Annotated in this window: 18 protein-coding genes; 16 read left to right on the forward strand and 2 right to left on the reverse strand. The window is 70.3% G+C overall.

All coding sequences use genetic code 11. From position 1 onward, the window contains the following. Nucleotides 1-195 precede the first annotated feature (195 nt). The 13 genes from KF689_05490 (at nucleotide 196) to rsmA (ending at nucleotide 13,555) form a co-directional block, all read left to right on the forward strand. Nucleotides 196-1,101: a glycosyltransferase gene (locus KF689_05490; GenBank protein MBX3132823.1), complete on the forward strand. Its 906-nt coding sequence runs from the start codon at nucleotides 196-198 to the stop codon at nucleotides 1,099-1,101. 283 nt (nucleotides 1,102-1,384) lie between these two features. Beyond that, complete coding sequence (gene rpsU, locus KF689_05495; GenBank protein MBX3132824.1) at nucleotides 1,385-1,573, forward strand: 30S ribosomal protein S21; 189 nt, start codon at nucleotides 1,385-1,387, stop codon at nucleotides 1,571-1,573. Nucleotides 1,574-1,581: 8 nt separating this feature from the next. After that, nucleotides 1,582-2,016 carry a GatB/YqeY domain-containing protein gene (locus KF689_05500; protein ID MBX3132825.1) on the forward strand — a complete coding sequence of 145 codons (435 nt, stop codon included), beginning with the start codon at nucleotides 1,582-1,584 and terminating at the stop codon, nucleotides 2,014-2,016. Then, entirely contained in the window at nucleotides 2,013-4,568 is a 2,556-nt protein-coding gene (locus KF689_05505; protein MBX3132826.1) for a Smr/MutS family protein, read from the forward strand. Before KF689_05500 ends, KF689_05505 begins: the two co-directional genes overlap by 4 nt. Further along, nucleotides 4,565-6,487 carry a DNA primase gene (gene dnaG / locus KF689_05510; GenBank protein MBX3132827.1) on the forward strand — a complete coding sequence of 641 codons (1,923 nt, stop codon included), beginning with the start codon at nucleotides 4,565-4,567 and terminating at the stop codon, nucleotides 6,485-6,487. The genes KF689_05505 and dnaG overlap by 4 nt, the downstream gene beginning before the upstream one ends. A 276-nt stretch (nucleotides 6,488-6,763) precedes the next feature. Further along, the gene (locus KF689_05515; protein MBX3132828.1) at nucleotides 6,764-7,465 is read left to right on the forward strand and encodes a hypothetical protein; all 702 of its coding nucleotides are present in this window, start codon (nucleotides 6,764-6,766) and stop codon (nucleotides 7,463-7,465) included. After that, nucleotides 7,462-9,279, forward strand: coding sequence for a single-stranded-DNA-specific exonuclease RecJ (recJ, locus tag KF689_05520; protein MBX3132829.1), 1,818 nt, complete (start codon nucleotides 7,462-7,464; stop codon nucleotides 9,277-9,279). The genes KF689_05515 and recJ overlap by 4 nt, the downstream gene beginning before the upstream one ends. Next, nucleotides 9,272-9,874 carry an RsmD family RNA methyltransferase gene (locus KF689_05525; GenBank protein ID MBX3132830.1) on the forward strand — a complete coding sequence of 201 codons (603 nt, stop codon included), beginning with the start codon at nucleotides 9,272-9,274 and terminating at the stop codon, nucleotides 9,872-9,874. Before recJ ends, KF689_05525 begins: the two co-directional genes overlap by 8 nt. Continuing rightward, nucleotides 9,874-10,350 (forward strand): pantetheine-phosphate adenylyltransferase, encoded by a 477-nt coding sequence (coaD, locus tag KF689_05530; protein ID MBX3132831.1) that lies wholly within the window; start codon nucleotides 9,874-9,876, stop codon nucleotides 10,348-10,350. Before KF689_05525 ends, coaD begins: the two co-directional genes overlap by 1 nt. Before the next feature lie 37 nt (nucleotides 10,351-10,387). Then, entirely contained in the window at nucleotides 10,388-10,720 is a 333-nt protein-coding gene (locus KF689_05535) for an STAS domain-containing protein (GenBank protein ID MBX3132832.1), read from the forward strand. Next, nucleotides 10,721-11,152, forward strand: coding sequence for an ATP-binding protein (locus KF689_05540; GenBank protein MBX3132833.1), 432 nt, complete (start codon nucleotides 10,721-10,723; stop codon nucleotides 11,150-11,152). Further along, complete coding sequence (locus KF689_05545) at nucleotides 11,149-12,750, forward strand: SpoIIE family protein phosphatase (GenBank protein ID MBX3132834.1); 1,602 nt, start codon at nucleotides 11,149-11,151, stop codon at nucleotides 12,748-12,750. The genes KF689_05540 and KF689_05545 overlap by 4 nt, the downstream gene beginning before the upstream one ends. A 10-nt stretch (nucleotides 12,751-12,760) precedes the next feature. After that, nucleotides 12,761-13,555, forward strand: a complete 795-nt coding sequence (gene rsmA / locus KF689_05550; GenBank protein MBX3132835.1) for a ribosomal RNA small subunit methyltransferase A — start codon at nucleotides 12,761-12,763, stop codon at nucleotides 13,553-13,555. On the opposite strand, the gene KF689_05555 is transcribed toward rsmA, so the two are convergent. Then, on the reverse strand, nucleotides 13,538-14,173 hold the full coding sequence (locus KF689_05555; protein ID MBX3132836.1) for a redox-sensing transcriptional repressor Rex: 636 nt from the start codon (nucleotides 14,171-14,173) through the stop codon (nucleotides 13,538-13,540). The genes rsmA and KF689_05555 overlap by 18 nt on opposite strands. A 125-nt stretch (nucleotides 14,174-14,298) precedes the next feature. Here KF689_05555 and KF689_05560 point away from each other — a divergent pair, with 125 nt between their 5' ends. Continuing rightward, complete coding sequence (locus KF689_05560) at nucleotides 14,299-14,790, forward strand: hypothetical protein (GenBank protein ID MBX3132837.1); 492 nt, start codon at nucleotides 14,299-14,301, stop codon at nucleotides 14,788-14,790. Nucleotides 14,791-14,817: 27 nt separating this feature from the next. Then, nucleotides 14,818-15,456: a 3'-5' exonuclease gene (locus KF689_05565; protein MBX3132838.1), complete on the forward strand. Its 639-nt coding sequence runs from the start codon at nucleotides 14,818-14,820 to the stop codon at nucleotides 15,454-15,456. On the opposite strand, the gene KF689_05570 is transcribed toward KF689_05565, so the two are convergent. After that, entirely contained in the window at nucleotides 15,457-17,211 is a 1,755-nt protein-coding gene (locus tag KF689_05570; protein ID MBX3132839.1) for a Kef family K(+) transporter, read from the reverse strand. Nucleotides 17,212-17,265: 54 nt separating this feature from the next. On the opposite strand from KF689_05570, the gene KF689_05575 reads away from it, so the two are divergent. Further along, on the forward strand, nucleotides 17,266-18,162 hold the full coding sequence (locus KF689_05575) for an MBL fold metallo-hydrolase (GenBank protein ID MBX3132840.1): 897 nt from the start codon (nucleotides 17,266-17,268) through the stop codon (nucleotides 18,160-18,162). Nucleotides 18,163-18,528 lie beyond the last annotated feature (366 nt).

Below are 18,528 nucleotides of genomic sequence, written 5' to 3' on the forward strand. Positions count from 1 at the left end.
TGGCTCCTCACGCACGGCGGCTCGGAGGAGATCACCGGCCAGCTCTGCCAGCTGTTCCCGGACGCGGACCTCTACACGCTGATTGCCGACCCTGTCCCGTCGCTGCGCGCCCTGATCGGCAATCGCCGCATCCGCACCTCCTGGCTGCAGCGCATTCCCGGCGCCACGCGCCATCATCGTCGCCTCCTGCCGTTGATGCCGCGGGCGATCGAGTCGTTCGACTTCAGCGACTACGACCTCGTCATCAGCGTCAGCCACGCCGTGGCGAAGGGCGCACGCACGTCGGGGAGGACCGAGCACCTGAACATCTGTTGTTCGCCGATCCGCTACGCTTGGGATCTCGAGGAGCAGTATCTCGAAGAGGCCGGACTCTCGCGCGGCCTCAAGGGCGTCGCCGCCCGCGCGCTGCTCGCGCGCATCCGCGCCTGGGACCGTCGCAGCGCTGACCGTCCGACGCGCGTGCTGGCAATCTCGCGCTTCATCGCCGAGCGGGTGCATCGCGTGTGGGGCCGCGACAGCGAGGTGCTGTATCCGCCGGTGGAGACGGAGTACTTCGGTCAGCCCACCGGCGTGGCACGCGAGCACGACCTCTACGTGACGGCCTCGCGCTTCGTCCCCTACAAGCGCATCCCGCTGATCGTCGAAGCCTTCGCCCAGATGCCGACGCGGCGCCTCGTCGTCATCGGCGACGGCCCCGAGATGCCCAAGGCCCGCGCCGCCGCGACACCGAACGTGACGTTCCAGGGCCGCGTCCCGCGCGCCGAGCTGCGCGAGTGGCTGCAGCGTGCCCGCGGCTTCGTCTTCGCCGCCGAGGAGGATTTCGGCATCGCCCCGGTCGAGGCGATGGCCGCCGGCACCCCGGTGGTCGCGTACGGCCGCGGCGGCGCCCGCGAGACCGTGGTCGGAGAGGGAGAAGCCCGGACGGGCGTGTTCTTTGAGGCCCAGTCCGTTGAGGCGATCGTGGACGCGGTGCGGCGGCTTGAGGAGGCTGGCGTGCGCTCGACTGACTGCGTGGCGCGGGCGGAGCTGTTTTCGGTGGCTGAGTTTAGGCGGAGAGTGGTTGGCCTCACGAGTGGGAGAGGGGAGGCGGTAGGGGGGTGAGGGCGGGGAGGCAGGCGGGGGCAGAGGGCTGAGAGACGGGACACGGCGGGAGAAGGCCCCCTCTCCCAGACCATCGCCCGTCTCCCAACCCTCTCCCGTCTCCCAACCCTCTCCCGTCTCCCAACCCTCTCCCGTCTCCCAACCCTCTTCCGTCTCCCATCTCCCCGCCGTCACCCCCCTCCCCCTCTCCCCCCTCCCAGCTTGCCCAAACCCAAACCCCACCTTAACTTACACGGCTACCATCTTCGGGCGCTAATCACGCCACTCAAGGGGGGAAATCAGTTTGTCGGAAATCGTCATCCACGAAGACGAGAACTTCGAGCGCGCGCTGAAGCGCTTCAAGAAGAAGTGCGAGAAGGCCGGGATCCTCGCGGACCTGCGCAAGCATCGTCACTATGAGAAGCCGAGCGAGAAGCGGAAGCGGAAGCTCAACGCCGCGCAGCGCAAGAACCGTCGCACCCGCACGCACTGATGTCGGAGTTGGCGACGCGGCTGCAGGGCGAGCTGAACGTCGCCCGAAAGGCACAGGATAAAGATCGCGTCCTGCTGCTGGGCACCGTGTTGTCCGACATCCGCAATCACGAGATCGCGATCAAGCGCGCACCCACCGATGACGATGTCATCGACGTGCTCCGCAAGGCGATCAAGCGACGGCGGGAATCGGTGGAGATGTACGAGACTGGTGGCCGTCCGGAACTTGCGGCGGCCGAGCGGCGGGAGGCGGAGGCCCTTGAGGTCTACCTCCCCGCCGCCCCCTCGGACGATGAGATCCGCGCTGCCGTGCGCGCCGCCATCGCCGCCGGCGCCAAGCAGATGGGCGCCGTGATGGGCAAGGTGATGCCCGCTTACAAAGGCCGGGTGGACGGCAACGTCCTCAACCGGATCGTGCGCGAGGAGCTCGGGACGTCCCCGTGACGGTCCAGGCCCACGTGCTCGACGTCCTCGAATTCGCGCGACTGCTCGACTACGTCGCGGGGCACGCGTCCACTACGCCGGGCGCAGCACGCATTCGCGCGCTGCGCCCGACGCGCGTCGGGGGCACACACGTGGACCGCACCGAGGCCCTGGCTGCGCTGCACGCCGAGCACGCCCGTGTGGCGGCGATGCGCGCGCTCTGCGAGGCCGAGCAGCCGTTCCGGCCCGAAGCCATCCCTGAACTCGAAGCCGCCTTCGCGCGCCTGCGGGTCGCCGGTGCGAGTTGGAACGGCAGCGAACTGCGCGGCGGGTGCACGTTGCTGCGCAGCGCCCGCCTCACGCAGCAGGCCCTGCGCGACGAGGCCTCCCCGCCGGCCGCGCGTGCGCCGCTGGCCGCGCTGGCCGATCGTCTGATCGCGCTGCCGCAGGTGGAGCAGCAGCTGGACCGCGTCCTCACCGACGAGGGCGAGCTCAAGGACGACGCCTCGCCGGCGCTGCGCCGCATCCGCCGCGAGCTGCGCGCCTCCGAGGGCGAGATCGTGCGCCTGCTCGAACGCCTGATGGCCAAGCTGGAGCCGCATCACCGCGTGGACGACGCCTCGGTGACGCTGCGCAACGGGCGCTGGGTGATTCCGGTGCGCCGCGAAGGCCGCGTCGTCGTCGGCGGCATCGTGCACGACAGCTCGCAGTCGGGGCAGACGGTGTTCGTCGAGCCGCCGGCGGCGGTCGAGGCAGGGAATCGTATCCGCGAGCTCGAAGGCGAAGAGCGCAGCGAGTGCGAGCGCATCTTCGCCGAACTCACGGAACTGCTGCGCCCGGAGCGCGAGGCGCTTGCCGATGCCTGGGACGCGCTCGTCGCGCTCGACGCGCTGTATGGCCGTGCCCGCTACGCGCTGGCGGCAGTTTGCAGCCCGGCGGACCTCGCGCCGGCGCGCGAGGGCTGGCAGATCCGCGATGGGCGACACCCGCTGCTGCTGGCGCAGGGCGTGGACGTGGTGCCCTTTGCCCTCTCGATGGCGCCCGACGAACGCACGCTGTTGGTGTCGGGGCCGAACACGGGCGGCAAGACGGTGCTGCTCAAGGCGCTGGCGCTCATCGCCCTGATGATGCAGTGCGGCATCCCGGCACCGGTGGGCCTCGAGAGCACCGTACCGGTGTTCGACGACGTGTTCGCCGACATCGGCGACGAACAGTCGCTCGAAGCCTCGCTTTCCACGTTCTCGGCGCACCTCAAGCACCTCAAGGAGATCGTCGACCACGCCTCGGCGGATGCCTTGGTGCTCATCGACGAACTCGGCTCCGGCACCGACCCGCTCGAAGGCGCCGCGCTCGGCGGCGCGATCCTCGAGACGCTCACGCGGCGCGGCACGACGACGATCGCCACGACGCATCTCGGTGCGCTGAAGGAGCTGGCCAGCGAAGTGCCGGGCGTGGTGAATGCCTCGTTGCAGTTCGACGCCGAGCGCCTCGCGCCGACCTATCGGCTGATCAAGGGCATCCCCGGACGTTCGTACGGCCTGGCGATCGCGCAGCGCCTGCAGATGGACGCGGCGGTGATCGCGCGCGCCGAGGAGCGCGTGCCGACGATGGAGCGGGACCTGAGCGCGCTGCTCGCGGATGTCGAAGCGCGCGCCGAATCACTGGCGGCGCGAGAGCGCGAGGTCGCCGCGCAGCAGGCGGACCTGCAGCGTCGTGCGGGGCGTGTGGCCGAGCGTGAGGCGACGCTCACGGCGCGGGAGCGTGAAGTCGAGCGCGAGGCACGCAGCGGGGCGCGGAAGTACCTGCTGGAGGCGCGGCAGGAGGTCGAAGCGACGATCGCGCGGCTGCGGGAGCAGGCGGCGGCGCAGGCGTCGGCCTTCGGGGCGGCCACGGACGCATCGGCCCCTGCTACGGCAGTGGATGCGGCCGCCGTCGAGGCGCGGCGCGCGCTGGAGCGACGCGCCGGACGCGAGCGCGACGCCCTCGAAGCACTCGACGCCGAGGAGCGCGCGGCGCAGGAAGCGATCTGGAAGGCGCGCGAGGCCGCCGAAGCGGTGGCCGGCGCGGCGAGCGCGGCCGGCCGGGCGGGCGCAGATGGCGGCAAGGCCCGCGACAAGCGCGGCGCCGTCGTCGAACTCGGCGATGCCGTGGAAGTCGCCACGCTCGGCGGTAAGACCGGCAAGCTGCTCGAGCGCCGCGGCGACGAGGCCGTCGTGATGGTGGGCGCGCTGAAGATGACCGTGCCGTTTTCGGCGTTGCGTCGCCTGTCGGCGCGCCACACCAAGGAGGCGGCGGTCCCGCTGGCGATCGTGGACGTGCCGGACGTGGTCGCCAAGACCGAGGTGGACCTGCGCGGGATGCGCGTGCACGAACTGGACGACGCGCTGGTGCAGGCGATCGACGCTGCGCACCGCGCCGACCTGCACGCGTTGCGCATCATCCACGGCAAGGGCACGGGCGCGTTGCGCGAGCGGGTGAACGCGCTGCTCAAGGGCGACAAGCGCGTGAAGTCGTACCGCTTGGGCGCCTGGAACGAAGGCGGTGCCGGCGTGACGGTGGCGGAGCTCGCGTGATCCCCGACGAGGTGGTGGAGCAGGTGGTGCAGGCGGCGGACATCGTCGCCATCATCGGCGAGCACGTGAAGCTCAAGAAGACGGGCAGCGTGTGGCGCGGCCCCTGTCCGTTCCATCAGGGTACCAACGCCAACTTCTCGGTGATGCCGCGCGGCGGCTACACCTGCTTCGTCTGCGGCGAGAAGGGCAGCGTCTTCACCTTCGTGCAGAAGCGCCTGGGGATGAGCTTCGTCGAGGCGGTGAAGTACGTGGGCGCCAAGAGTGGCATCGAGGTGCAGGACGTGCAGCGCAAGCGCGAAGGCCCCGATCCGCGCGAACCCTTCTGGGAGTTGCACGGCACGGTGAGCGAATACTTCCAGCGGCAGCTGTGGGACGCGCCGGCCGGCGAGGCCGCCCGCGCCTACCTGCGCGAGCGCGAGGTTTCGCGCGACACCGCCGTGCGTTTCGGGATGGGCTACGCCCCGCGCGATCCGCAGGCGCTGCGTGCGCATCTCGAAGGGCTGGGCGTGCCACTGGAGCGGGCGGTGCAGGCGGGCATCCTGCTGCAGCGCGACGACGCGCCGGAGCCGCGCCCGCGCTTCCGCGACCGCCTGATGTTCCCGATTCTCGACCAGTCAGGCCACACGGTGGGCTTCGGCGGGCGTCTGCTCGGCCCCGGCGAGCCGAAGTACCTGAACTCCTCCGAGAGCGAGATCTTCTCGAAGGGCCGGCTGCTCTACAACCTCGGCGCGGCGCGCAACGCCATCCGCCGCGAGGACCGCGTGATCGTCGTCGAGGGCTACTTCGACGCGCTGCGCCTCGTGGATGCCGGCGTCGAGCACGTGGTCGCGCCGATGGGCACCGCGCTCACCGACGGCCAGGCAGACTTGCTGGCGAAGTTCACGACGCACGCCGTGCTGCTCTACGACTCCGACGGCCCGGGCCAGAAGGCCACCTTCCGCGCCGGCGATGTGCTGCTCGCCAAGGGCTTCGAGGTGCGCGTCGTGACGCTGCCCGACGGCGAAGACCCCGACACCTTCGTGCGCGCCAAGGGCCGCGCCGGTCTGGAGCCGATGATCGATCAGGCGATGGACATCTTCGACCGCAAGGTGCAGCTGCTGCAACGCGCCGGCTGGTTCAATGACCTCCAGCACAAGCGGCGCGCGCTCGACCGCCTCCTGCCGACGATTCGCGCCGCCAGTGATCCGATTACCCGTGACCTGTATCTGGCGCGCGCCGCCGAGGCGGCGGGCATCGCGCGCGAGGTGCTGCTGCAGGAGCTGCACGCGGTGCGGCGTGGGACGCGCACCAGCGGCCGCGCGCCTGGCGCGGCGGGCGTGCCGGGCGCGACACGGCCGCAGGGCGCAGGCTCGCGCGACGCCGATGCGCCACCGCCGGGCGACGACGCGTCACCCTTCGTTCCGAGCGGTCCGTACCGTTCGAGCGTAGTACAGGGGAATGCCGAACAGAGTCTCATCCGCGTGCTCCTCACCCAGCCGGTGTGGCAGGACTTCATCGCCGAGGAAATTGGCAAGCTGGAGATGGAGGAACTTCCCGACGGAGCCGAGGGCGATGCCCTCGGCGAGGAGCGGGGCGGGGCATTGCTCGATCCGGTGTACGCCGCGCTCTACGCTGCCGCGACGCGCCACGGCGCGGACGCCGACCCAGAACTGTTCACGAGCGATCTCGAGCCGCTGGAGATCTATGTGTACGAGACGCTACGCGGCGAGGCGGACGCGGTGGTGAACGCGAAGCAGACGGTGCACGATGCGATGCGCCAACTCCGCGGGCGTTCGCTCGATGCGCGGATCGCGTCGTTGAAGTCGATACTTCCGTTGGCGGATGACGCGGAGAAGGACGCGATCATCGCGCAGATGAATCGGTTGACGGAGGAGAAGCGCGCGGTTGGGGTACCGAAGTGGGGGGCGGTGCGGCGATGAGTGATCTTTGCGTGGAGACTGCGGGCGTTCGGCGCGTTCGGTGCGTTTCCGACGGCGCGGGCTCCCGCGACGCCCTGCGGGGCCTGACCGCTTCGCGCACGGCCCCTTCGGGCGCCGCGGGAGCCCTCTTCTCGCTCGGGAGCATCGGGAGCATCGGAAGCGCCGGTGGCCCTCTCCCCTCTCCCAACCGTCTCCCCTCTCCCGTCTCCCCGCCGTAACCCACCTCCCCCTCTCCCGTCTCGCACTTCCGGCTTTCACTCCAATCTTCCAATACTCGTGTCAGACATTAAGCAACTCCTAGCCCTCCAATCCGACGACCTCGTGATCCACGAGATCGAGACCAAGCTCTCCGGCCTCGCCCCCCGCATCGCCGAGCTCGACGCCCGCCGCAAGAAGTTGGCGGATGGCGTGGAGCGTCAGGCGGCGCTCGTGGCTGCGGAAGAGAAGAAGCAGGCCTTCCTGCGCGACAAGATCGCCGAGCATCGCCAGCTGATCGAGCGCAACCAGGCGCAGTTCGATTCGGTGAAGACGATGAAGCAGGCCACCGCGGCCGCCGCGCAGATGGAGCAGGCCAAGAAAATCGTGGCCGGTGAGGAGAGCGACCTGCTGGCGCTGAACCGCCGTCTGGAAGAAATGCGCGGCGTGCTCAAGGGCGCGCAGGACGACCTCACGGCACTCGAGGCCGAGCAGACGACGGCCCGCAGCGAAGTCGCCGAGCAGCGCGGCGCGCTCGATGCCGAGCTCGCCACGGCTTCGGCCAAGCGCGCCGAGACGGCCAAGGCGGTGCCGGCGACGCTACGCAGCCGCTACGACCGCCTGCGCAACAAGAAGCGCGTGCACGTCGTCGTCGCGCTCAACGGGCTGTCCTGCGGCGCCTGCGACACCGCCATCCCGATGCAGCGTCGCCACTCGATGCTCGCGACCGGCGCCATCGAGCTCTGCGAAGTCTGCGGCGTGATGATGTACCACGAGGCGTGAGCCGAGCGCGTCTCGGGGCGCGCTGGCGCGACGTCCCGGCCGTTGATGCGGGCGTCGTCGCCGAGCTGAGCGCCGGACTGCGGCAGCTCACGGCGCGGGCCGGCAAGCCGGACTTGCCCGAGACCCTGGTGCGCCTGCTCGCCGTGCGCGGCGTGCGGGCCGTGGACGACGCCGCGCGGTACCTGAAGCCGCAGCGCGAGCACCTCACGCCGCCGGAATCGCTCAGCGACCTGCGCCGCGCCGCCGAACGCCTGGCCGATGCCGTGCGTGCGCGCGAACCCATCCTCGTCCACGGCGACTACGACGTGGACGGCATTTCGTCCACTGCACTGCTCACGCGCGTGCTGCGCGCCCTCGGCGCAGTGGTGACGCCGTTCATTCCCGACCGGCGCAGCGACGGCTATGACCTCGGGCCGGCGGGTGTGCGCGCGGCGCGGGACTGCGGTGCGCGCGTGGTGCTCACCTGTGATTGCGGCACCACGGCGCTGCAACCGGCACGCGAACTGCGCGCGGCGGGCGTGGACCTCATCATCACCGATCACCACCGGCCAGGCCCCGAGTTGCCGCCCTGCTACGCGCTGGTGAACCCGCAGCGCGAGCCGGACGTCGACGTACGCGCCGACCGCCACCTCGCGGCCGTCGGCGTCGCGTGGAAGCTCGCGCAGGTGCTGGTGCAGTTGATGGGCGGCGAGCGCAGCGAGGGCGAACGCGCGGAACTCGCGGCGATGCTGGACGACCAGCTCGAGCTGGTCGCGTTGGCCACCGTCGCGGACGTCGCGCTGCTGGTGGGCGACAATCGCATCCTCGTGGCCGAAGGACTGCGTCGGATGGCCACGCCGCCCAAGCCCGGCCAAGCGGATCGGCGCAACCTCGGCCTGCGCGCGCTCATCCGCTCCGCCGGGCTCGACGACAAGCGCCTGACTGCGGGTCGGCTCGGCTTCGTCGTGGCGCCGCGGCTCAACGCGCTGGGGCGCATCCGCCAGGCCATCACCGGCGTGGAGCTGCTACTCGCCGAGGACCTCGGCCACGCGATGGACCTGGCCGCCGAGTGCAATCGCGCCAACGACGAACGCCAGCAGCTCGACCGCCGCATCCTCGACGAGGCCAAGGCCCTGCTGGATGGCCGTGACATTGACGCCGCGCGCGGGCTGGTGCTGCACGGCGACGGCTGGGAGCCGGGCGTGATCGGCATCGTCGCCTCGCGCATCGTGGAGCTCACGCATCGCCCCACGTTCTTAATCGCCGTCACCGACGATGGCAACCGACGCGTGGGGAAGGGCTCCGGCCGTTCGATTCCCGGATTCGACCTGCACGCCGCGCTCACGTCCTGCGGCGACCTGCTCGAGAAGTACGGCGGCCATCGCGCCGCCGCCGGGCTCACCATCGCGCCGGAGCATATCGGCGAGTTCGCCGAGCGCTTTGAGGCGGCCGCGGCTGCCGCGCTCAGCGAGGAACAGTTGGTGCCGGAACTGCGCCCGGACCTCGAGCTGCCGATCCACGCTGCTGACGATGCCTTGCTCTCGGCGATCCGCTTTATGGAGCCCTTCGGCGTGGGCAACGCGGGCCCGGTGCTACTCTCGCGCGGTGTGCCGCTGCAGGGTGGGGCGCGCAGCATCGGCAAGGACGGGCTGAAGCTGGAGTTCAAGACCGAGCGCGGCCCGCGCGAGGCGGTGGGCTGGGGAATGGCCGCGCGCGCCCGCGAGATCGCCCGCGACAGCGCCGTGGATATGGTGTATCGCCTGGAAGTGAACGAGTACCGCGGCGCGACGTCGCTGCAGGCCTCACTCCTCGACCTGCGTCCGACCGGTGTCTGAGCTGCGCATCATCGCCGGACAATGGCGCGGCCGGCGCATCGCCGTCCCGGCCGCCGGCGTTCGCCCGACGGCCGACCGCGTGCGCGAGGCCTGGATGAGCATCATCCAGCCGCACATCCCCGACGCCCGCGTGCTCGACCTCTGCGCCGGCAGTGGCGCGCTGGGCCTCGAATGCCTGAGCCGCGGCGCCGAACACTGCGACTTCGTGGAACAGGACCCCAAGGTGCTGCGCGTGCTGCAGGGGAACATCGAGACCCTCGGCGCCACCCCGCGTAGCACGGTGCACAAGGCCAGCGCCCCGACCTGGCTAGAGCAGCAGCTGCAGTCGCAGTGGCAGTTGCCGTCGCCGTTGCCGTCGCCGTTGCAGTTGCATCCGTCCTCCGTCATCCGTCCCTATCAGCTAGCCCTAGCCGACCCCCCCTACGCCTCCGACCTCGCTGAGCGCCTCGCGACCATCTGGCTCACCACGCCCTTCTCTGACATCTTTTGCATCGAGCACGCGAGCAGCCTCACGCTGCCCGCGCCCGCCGATGCCGCTCCCGACCGTCGCCGCTACGGCGAGACTGCCCTGACCATCTACCGCGCCCCCCGCTGATGCCGAAGACCGCCCTGTACGCCGGGAGCTTCGACCCGATCACCAACGGTCACGCCGACCTCATCCGCCGCTCGCTGCAGTTCGTCGACCGGCTCATCGTCGGCGTCGCGGTGAACGTGGCGAAGCAGCCGCTCTTCGCCGAAGAGGAGCGGGTGGCGCTCATCCGCGCCGCCGTCGAGGACGACCCGCGGGTGGAGGTCCGCGCGTTCAAGGGCCTGGTGGTGAACTTTGCGCAGGAAGTCGGCGCCAAGGTCATCCTGCGCGGCCTGCGGGCCGTGGCGGACTTCGAGTACGAGTACCAGATGGCGCTGATGAACCGGCATCTGGCGCCGGGCATCGAGACGATCTTTATGGTGCCCTCGCTCGAGGTCAGCTATCTGAGTTCGTCGCTGGTGCGCGAGGTGGCCCGCTTCGGCGGCGACATCGACAAGCTCGTGCACCCGGCCGTCGCCAAGGCGTTGCGCGGCAAGTTCTGAGCGTATCTTTCTTCCTCCACCCCAGCGCGAGTCCCGAATGCCCCTGCACGTATCCCGCCAAGGCGAGGTCGTCATCGTCGAGATCGAGGGCCAGCTCATCGTCAGCAACCGCCAGGAGCTCAAGCAGCGGGTGCTGGACGAAGCCGAGACTGGGGCCCGCAAGATCCTCGTCGACTTCGGCCGCACCGGATACATCGACTCCGCCGGCCTCGGCGTGCTGGTCTCGCTGGCCAAGCGCCTGCGCGAACTCGGCGGCGACATCCGCCTCGCCAACCTCAACGACGACCTGCAGACGCTGTTCGAGCTGACCAAGCTCGACACGCTGTTCCAGATCTCCGACAGCCGGGAACGCGCGCTCGAGACGTTCTGAATGGCCGGGTCGCGTTCGCTGGCCCTGCGCATCCCGAGCCAGCTCCAGCACATCGAAGGCGTGGTCGAGGCGGTGGTGCACCGCTGCGCGGGCGAGGCCTTTGACGACCGGCAGCTCGCGCTGAACCTGCCGGTGGCGCTCACCGAAGCGCTGTCCAACGCCATCCTCCGCGGCAACGGTGAGGACGCCGCCAAGGAAGTCCGCGTGCGCGTCGAGTTCACCGACGACGCGCTCATCGTCGAGGTCGAGGACGAAGGGCAGGGCTTCGACCTCGACGCCTGCACCGAGGATCCGACCACGGCAGAGAACCTCGAGCGCGAAGACGGCCGCGGGCTGTTCCTGATGCGCGCGCTGGTGGACCGCGTCGAGGCCTTCCGCGGGTCAGGCAACATCGTGCGGCTGACGCTGCGCCGCCGGGGTCACGCCGCGTGAGCGAGTTCCCGGCCGTCCTGCACGCGTTCTCCGAAGCCTATGGCGTCGGAGCCACGCTGTGGACGCAGGCTGCGCCCGGCGCCACGCTCGAGGTGGCCGCCACGTCGGGCGGGGACGTCACGCCGCCGGAGGGCTTCGCGCACATCGAAGGCGCGGAGCCGGTGCTGCGGGAGACGGCGCTCGGGCCGCAGCTCGTGCTCCGGGTGCCCGGTCGCACGCGCGCCTGGCTCGGCGTGGGCCCCGTCGCCGACGACGACGTTGAGGTGCGTAAGTGGATCCGCGTACTCGTGCCCCTGCTCGCCGGAATGCTGCAGTCGCGTTGGGAGGCCAGCCACGCCGCCGACGAACTGATGGAGCGCTACGAGGAAATCAATCTCCTCTATTCCATCAGCGAGATCCTCGGCCGCACGGTGACGCTGGAGGACGCCGCCAAGACCATCCTGCTGGAAGTCGCCGACACCGTGGGCGCGGATTATGGCGCGCTGCTGGTGCACGATCCCGCCGCCGGCCTGCTGCGCCCCGTGACCTCGCTGCGCGCCGTCAACGCACCGCCGGCACTCGCCATCCCCACCGACGACCCCATCGCCGTGTCGTCGCGCGTGTTCCGTACGCGGCACGCGCTGTTGGTGAACGCCGGCGTGCTCGAGAGCCCCTTCGAGGCGCCGTTCCGCTCGGGCGCGATGCTCTCGGTGCCGATCACCTGGACCACGCCGGAGGGCGGCGTGCCGCTGGGGGTCGTCTGCCTGAGCGGCCGACGCAGCGGCGAGAACTTCACGGCCGGCGACGAGAAGCTGGTCGCCGCCGTTGGCTCACAGATCGGCACGGCCATCCAGAACGCCCGCCTCGTGCGCGCCAGCCTCGACCAGGAGCGCCTGCAGAGCGAGATGCGCCTCGCGCACGACCTGCAGATGAAGCTGCTGCCCTCGGGTGAGGTGGTGGCGCCGGACGCGCTCTGCGGCGTGCGCGTGGAGCCGGCCGACGGAGTCGGCGGCGACTTCTATAACCTCTTCCACCTCGGCAACGGCCGCATCGGCGTGCTGGTGGGCGATGTGTCGAGCCACGGCTATCGTGCCGCGCTGATTATGGCGCTGGTAATGAGCGCCTCCGCCATCCACGCGCAGACCACCGCCGACCCCGCCGAGACGGTGACGGCGATCTTCGCGACGCTCGACGAAGAGCTGCGCGAGACGGAGATGTTCCTCTCGCTCTGCTACTGCGTGGTGGACCGCGAGGCGCGGACGATCCGCTGGACCAACACGGGGCATCCGCACGCTTTCGTCATCGGCGGGGACGGCGTGCCGCGGCGGCTCGAGGCCACCGACCCGCCGCTGGGCCTCGGCCCCGACGAACTGCACGTGAACGAGCGCGCCTGGGATCCGGCGCAGGACCTGTTGGCGCTGTTCACCGACGGCATCACCGACGCACGCAATGCGCGCGGCGAGGCCCTCGGCGAGGCCGCGGTGCTCGAGGTGCTGCGCGCGCGGCGCAAGGAAGTGCCCTCGCGCGTGGTGGACGGCGTGTTTGCGCTCGTGGAAGGGCATATGGGCCGCGCCCGCCCACACGACGATCAGGCCCTGGTGGTGCTGAGGCACGCGTGATGGGGCCGCCGTGAGCGACGCGCTCCCGCGCCCCAAGAAGCGCCTCGGCCAGCACTTTCTCACCGACCCGCGCCTGCTCGGCCGCATCGCCGACGCGCTCGCGGTCACCCGCGACGACACGGTCATCGAGATCGGCCCCGGACGCGGCGCGCTCACCGAGCAGTTGCTCACGCGCGCCGGACGCGTCATCGCCATCGAACTCGACCGCGAACTCGCGCCGATCCTCGCCGCGCGCTGGCGCGACGAGCCGCGCTTCACGCTCGTCGAGGGCGATGTGCTGGAGCAGGACTTGGGCGCGCTGGCCGGCGGGTCCTACCTGCTGGCCGGCAACGTGCCGTACAACATCACCACGCCGATTCTCTTTCACGCGATGCAGCGCCCGCGGCCGACGCGCGCCGTGTATCTCGTGCAGAAGGAGGTTGCCGACCGCGTGGTGGCCGCGCCGGGCAGCGAGGACTACGGCGCGCTGAGCGTGAACGTGCAGGCACTGGCCGAGGCGAAGCTGCTGTTCACGGTGGGCGCCAAGTCCTTCACGCCGCCGCCCAAGGTGGAGAGTGCGGTGATCCGCGTCGTGCCGCGCGCCACGCCGCTGCTCGAGGAAGGCGAGGAGGAGCCGTTCCGCCTGCTGGTGCAGGGCGCCTTCGGTCTGCGGCGCAAGCAGATGCGCCGCGTCCTGCGCACGGTGAAGGGCTGGGATGCGCCGCGTGCCGATGCCGCGTTGCTGGAGGCCGGCATCGATCCCGAGGCACGGCCGGAAACGCTCGCGCCCGTGGACTTCCTGCGTCTGCTACGCGCCGTGCGTTAGCGAATAGGCGAGGATCTCGAGCTCGGTCGCCATATTCACCGCGCGCAGCGTCACGCCGGCGGGAACCTGCAGCGGGGCAGGGGCGAAGCTCAGGATGGCCTGAATGCCGGCGGCGACGACGCGGTCCACCATCGCCTGCGCCGCTTCGGCCGGCACCGCGAGCACCGCGATGCGCGGCTTGTGCGTGGCAATGTCGGCCTCGAGCTCGCGGTCGTGCCGCACCGTCTGGCCTTCGAGTTGCAGGCCTGCCTTGGCTGGGTCGCTGTCGTAGACACCCACCACGTGGAAGCCGCGCGTGGTGAAGCCGCGGTACGTGGCGAGGGCCGCGCCGATCTTGCCCGCGCCGACGATGATCACCGGCCAGGGTTGTTCGAGCCCCAGAATCTCGCGGATGGAGGCGATCAAATCCTTCACGCCGTAGCCGAGGCCGCGCTTGCCGAAGGATCCGAAGAACGAAAGGTCCTTGCGCACCTGCGCCGACGTCGTGCCGCCGGAGCGTGCGAGCTCGCCGGACGAGACCGTGGATTGGCCGCGGGTCTCGAACTCCTCCAGAAATCGGAGATAGAGCGAGAGCCGGCGGACGGTGGATTCGGCGATATGCTTGGTAGGCGAGTGCATAGGTTTGTGAAATCTTTCACAATGTACTCTGCCTTGGCGCCCGACTCAATAGGGAAGACGGCACGGTTGTAACCCCCGTTGCCGCGCCGGCGTACGGCGCTCCGTCCCCTCTTTGGAGATTCCTTGTGCGTAAGCCGTCTGTGATGTCCTTGGTGCGCCGCGGCACGGCGCTCGCTGCGCTGGTCCTCGGCGCCGCGCCGCTGGCCGCCCAACAGCCGACCCCGACTCCCGCGCCGCCAGCGGCGCCTGCCGCCGCCCACGTGCCGACGCACGCCGAGGCCATCGCCCTCGGCCGCGCGACATTTCTCGCCGCGTTCACCGGCGCCATCGATTCGCTGATGGCGACCGCCGATCCGGCCTCGATGCGTGACGACCTCCGCAGCCGCCTCACTGACGGCATCGCCCAGATCTCGCTGCAGCTCGGCGCCGAGCGCCGGATGATCTCCGAGCGCGTCGTGCACGTGGAAGGGCGCTACGAGTACCAGCGCACGTCGGAGTTCGAGATGGTGCCGGTGCCGCTGGTGTTTCGCGTGATTCTCGGCGCGCCGGGCAAGTGGCGCGGCTTCACCGCAGCTCCGGAAGAGGCGACGCCGGTCGGCGAGGAACTGAAGCCCTAGCTCCCGCAGCGCCCGCTAGATTGCGGGATGGACCTGCACAGCCTCCCTTACGTCGTGGTGGACGTCGAGACGACGGGGGGACAGCCCGGAGGAGCGGATCGTGTGACCGAGGTGGCCGCCGTGCACGTGGACGGTGCGGCCACCTCGGTCGCGTTTCATTCCCTTGTGAACCCAGCGCGTCCGATTCCCTGGTACATCACGCGGCTCACCGGCATCGACGATGCGATGGTGCGCGATGCGCCGCGCTTCGAGGACATCGCCGGCGAGCTGGCGGCGCACTTGGTGGGGCGGGTGTTCGTCGCGCACAATGCGTCCTTCGATTTCGGCTTCCTCGACGCCGAGTTCGCGCGCGTGGCGCCGACGCCGCTCGGTGCGCTGGTGATGGGGCAGCTGTGCACGGTGCGGCTGGCGCGCCGGCTGCTCAGCCACCTGCCGCGGCGCAATCTCGACGCCGTGAGCGCGCACTACGGCGTCACGATCCACGATCGCCACCGCGCCAGCGGCGATGCGCTGGCCACGGCCGAGGTGCTGCGCCGCTTGTTGCGTGATGCCTCGCATCGCGGCGTCCACACCTGGAGCGAGCTGGATGAGCTGCTGGCGCGCCGCACGAGTCGCGCGCGGCGCAGCGCCTTGCCGGGCTTCAGCAACGGCGCCGACGGCGCCTAGTCAGTCGAGTGCGCGCAGTTCGCTGACGGTCTCGTCGGCGTGTTGGTCCGTGCGCCCCATCGCCGTCAGCGAGAAGTGGGCCATCCCATAGGCCAGCTCCCGTTCACCCATAATCACGCGTCCGACGTCGAGCTGGCGCAGGAAGTCGCGCTCCGCCTGCGAGTGCGTGCGTACCACCGTGTTGAGGTCCGGGCACTCGCGGCGCGCCGCGGCGACGATGCTGCGCGCCTGGTAAGGATCCGGCGTGGTGATGATGAGCAGGCGTGCCGTGCGGATGTGCGCCTGCTCCCGCACCGACTGCCTGGTGGCGTCGCCGTAGATGGCGGGCACGCCGAGCCGACGCAGCGAGTCCACGGCGCCGCGGTCCTGTTCGATCACCACGTAGGGGATGTCGGACTGCGAGAGCGCGTACGCGACGACCGAACCCACGCGCCCGTGACCCACCAGCACTGCGTGGCCAGTGGGACCGTCGTGCTCGGCGTCGGGGAAGAATCGCAGTGGATCGTGCTCGTCCACGCGCTCGAGGCGGTCCTGCAGCTTGGGCCGCGCGCGCACCCAGCGCTCGATCGGGCCGGCGATGGAGAATGCGACCGGGTTGAGCGTGATCGAGAACAGGGCGCCGGCCAGGATCAGCGACTGCGCATCGACGGGCAGGAGCCCCAGCGAGACGCCGAGGGCCGCGAGGATGAACGAGAACTCGCCGATCTGCGCCAGTGATGCCGACACGACAAGCGCGCGGTGAATCGGATGCCCGAAGGCCAGCACGATGGCGAAGGCCGCCAGCGATTTGCCGACGATGATGACGAGGATGACACCGAGCAGGCGGAAGGGCTGCTCGATGACGATGGAGGGATCGAACAGCATCCCCACCGAGAAGAAGAACAGCACTGCGAAGGCGTCTTGCAGGGGCAGGGCGTCGGAGGCGGCCTGATGGCTCAGGTCCGACTCGCTGATGACCACGCCGGCGAAGAAGGCGCCGAGCGCGAACGAGACGCCGAACAGCGCGGCCGCGCCCACCGCCACGCCCAGCGCAACCGCGAGTACGGCGAGCGTGAACAGTTCTCGCGAGCCGGTGCGCGCCGTGCGCTCGAGCAGCCAGGGCACCACGCGCCGCCCGACCACGAGCATCAGCGCGAGGAAGGCCACGACCTTCGCGATCGTGATGCCCACCGCCACCCAGACGTTGCCCTGCGCCGCGGAGGCTGCGAGTCCGGTCGGCGAGCCCCCCAAGGGGAGGGCCAGGGCAGGGAGCAGCACCAGCGCGAGGACCATCGCGAGGTCTTCGACGATCAGCCAGCCCACCGCGATGCGGCCGTCGGAGGTGTCGAGGGCGCCGCGTTCTTCCATCGCTCGCAGCAGCACCACCGTGCTGGCGACTGACAGCGAGAGGCCGAAGACCAGCGCCGAGCCCCAACTCCATCCCCACCAGTGCGCCATCACCGCGCCGAGCGCGGTGGCGACGGTGATCTGCACGACGGCGCCCGGCACCGCGATGCGGCGCACCGCGAGGAGTTGGTCGATGGAGAAGTGAATGCCGACGCCGAACATCAGCAGGATGACGCCGATCTCGGCGAGCTGCGAGGCGAGCCCGGCGTCCGCCTCGACGCCAGTCGCCGTGAACGGCCCGGCGACGATGCCCGCGGCGAGATAGCCCACCAGCGGCGGCAGCCTGAGCCGCTGCGCCAGCATCCCGAGGAGGAAGGCCAGCCCAATGCCGGTGGCGATGGTCCCGATCAGCGCGGTATCGTGGGGCATCGCCCCAAGCTAATGCGCGCGCTGCGCCCCGCGCGATGGATAGATTGCATCGATATGAGCGCCCCGACCCCCCTCCACGAGTCGCGCCGCCTCGGCGCCCTCACGATCCACGCCCTGCAGGCCGGCGGCCAGCAACTGGACGGCGGCGCGATGTTCGGCGTCGTCCCCAAGCCGCTGTGGGAGCGCCGCATCCCCGCCGATGAGCGCAATCGCATCCCGCTGGGGATGCGCTGCCTGCTCATCGAGCATCCCAGTGCGGGCCCGGTGCTCATTGACACCGGGGTGGGGAACAAGGAGGACGCCAAGTTCCTCGACATCTATGGCATCGAGAACAGCGTCCCTGGTTACCGGACGATGCTCGAGGCCGCCTTGGCGGCGGCCGGCTACGCGCCGGCGGACGTGCGCGTGGTCATTAATTCGCACCTGCACTTCGACCACGCCGGCGGCAACACCGCGCTCGAGGACGGCCAGGTGGTTCCGAGCTTCCCCAACGCGCGGTACCTGGTGCACGCCGGCGAGATGCAGTACGCCACGCACACCAACGAGCGCACGGCCGCCAGCTACTTCCCGCGCAACTGGGATGTGCTCCGGGCCTCAGGCCAACTGGAACTCGTGCAGCACGACGTCGAACTCGTGCCCGGCATCCGGATGCGGCACACGCCCGGCCACACGCCTTGGCATCAGAGCATCGTCATCGAGAGCGAGGGCGAGACGGCGGTGTTCTTGGCCGACCTCTGTCCGACCGCGGCCCACGTGCCGCTGCCGTGGATTATGGGCTACGACGTGGAGCCGCTGGTGACGCTGGAATCGAAGCGGACGCTGTGGGCGGACGCGGCGGCGGGGGGATGGTTGGTGGTGTTTGAGCACGATTCGCGGGTGCCGTGGGGGAGGATCGTACGGGGGGAGCGTGGGTTTTCCTTTGTGGAAGAGGGGAGAGGGGGAGGGGGGTGACGGCGGGGAGTTGGGACAGGGGAGATGGTTGAGAGAGGGGAGATGGTTGGGAGAGGGCCCTCTCCCGAGCTTCTCCCCTTTCACAGCGCATCTGCCTTTTCTCCGTGCATCTCCCCTCTCTCTGGTCCTCTCCCCCCTCCCATCTCCCTCCCGTCACCCGCCTCCCGCCTCCCCTCTCCCGTGCAGAGGCTTGACCCAACCCCGCATCCCACCTAGCTTTAGCACCGTTCAGCAACCAGCAAGCGCACCGGCAGGCGCCGGTGCCACCCTCTGGCCTCTCTCGTCACTGAGAGTTGAGCTGCAGGAGTCCGGACAAGCCACCCCGCGCGAGGCGACTCGTGCGGTTCGGTGTGTTATGGCGCGGAC

The sequence above is a fragment of the Gemmatimonadaceae bacterium genome (assembly GCA_019637355.1).
Lineage (GTDB): Bacteria > Gemmatimonadota > Gemmatimonadetes > Gemmatimonadales > Gemmatimonadaceae > Pseudogemmatithrix.

What these genes read in the sequence shown, in the direction of transcription:
- KF689_05490 (MBX3132823.1), top strand. Translation starts at nt 196, where the DNA reads ATGCCGCGGGCGATCGAGTCGTTCGACTTCAGCGACTACGACCTCGTC.
- coaD (MBX3132831.1), top strand. Translation starts at nt 9,874, where the DNA reads ATGCCGAAGACCGCCCTGTACGCCGGGAGCTTCGACCCGATCACCAAC.
- KF689_05535 (MBX3132832.1), top strand. Translation starts at nt 10,388, where the DNA reads ATGCCCCTGCACGTATCCCGCCAAGGCGAGGTCGTCATCGTCGAGATC.
- KF689_05540 (MBX3132833.1), top strand. Translation starts at nt 10,721, where the DNA reads ATGGCCGGGTCGCGTTCGCTGGCCCTGCGCATCCCGAGCCAGCTCCAG.
- KF689_05555 (MBX3132836.1), bottom strand. Translation starts at nt 14,173, where the DNA reads ATGCACTCGCCTACCAAGCATATCGCCGAATCCACCGTCCGCCGGCTC.
- KF689_05565 (MBX3132838.1), top strand. Translation starts at nt 14,818, where the DNA reads ATGGACCTGCACAGCCTCCCTTACGTCGTGGTGGACGTCGAGACGACG.
- KF689_05570 (MBX3132839.1), bottom strand. Translation starts at nt 17,211, where the DNA reads ATGCCCCACGATACCGCGCTGATCGGGACCATCGCCACCGGCATTGGG.
- KF689_05575 (MBX3132840.1), top strand. Translation starts at nt 17,266, where the DNA reads ATGAGCGCCCCGACCCCCCTCCACGAGTCGCGCCGCCTCGGCGCCCTC.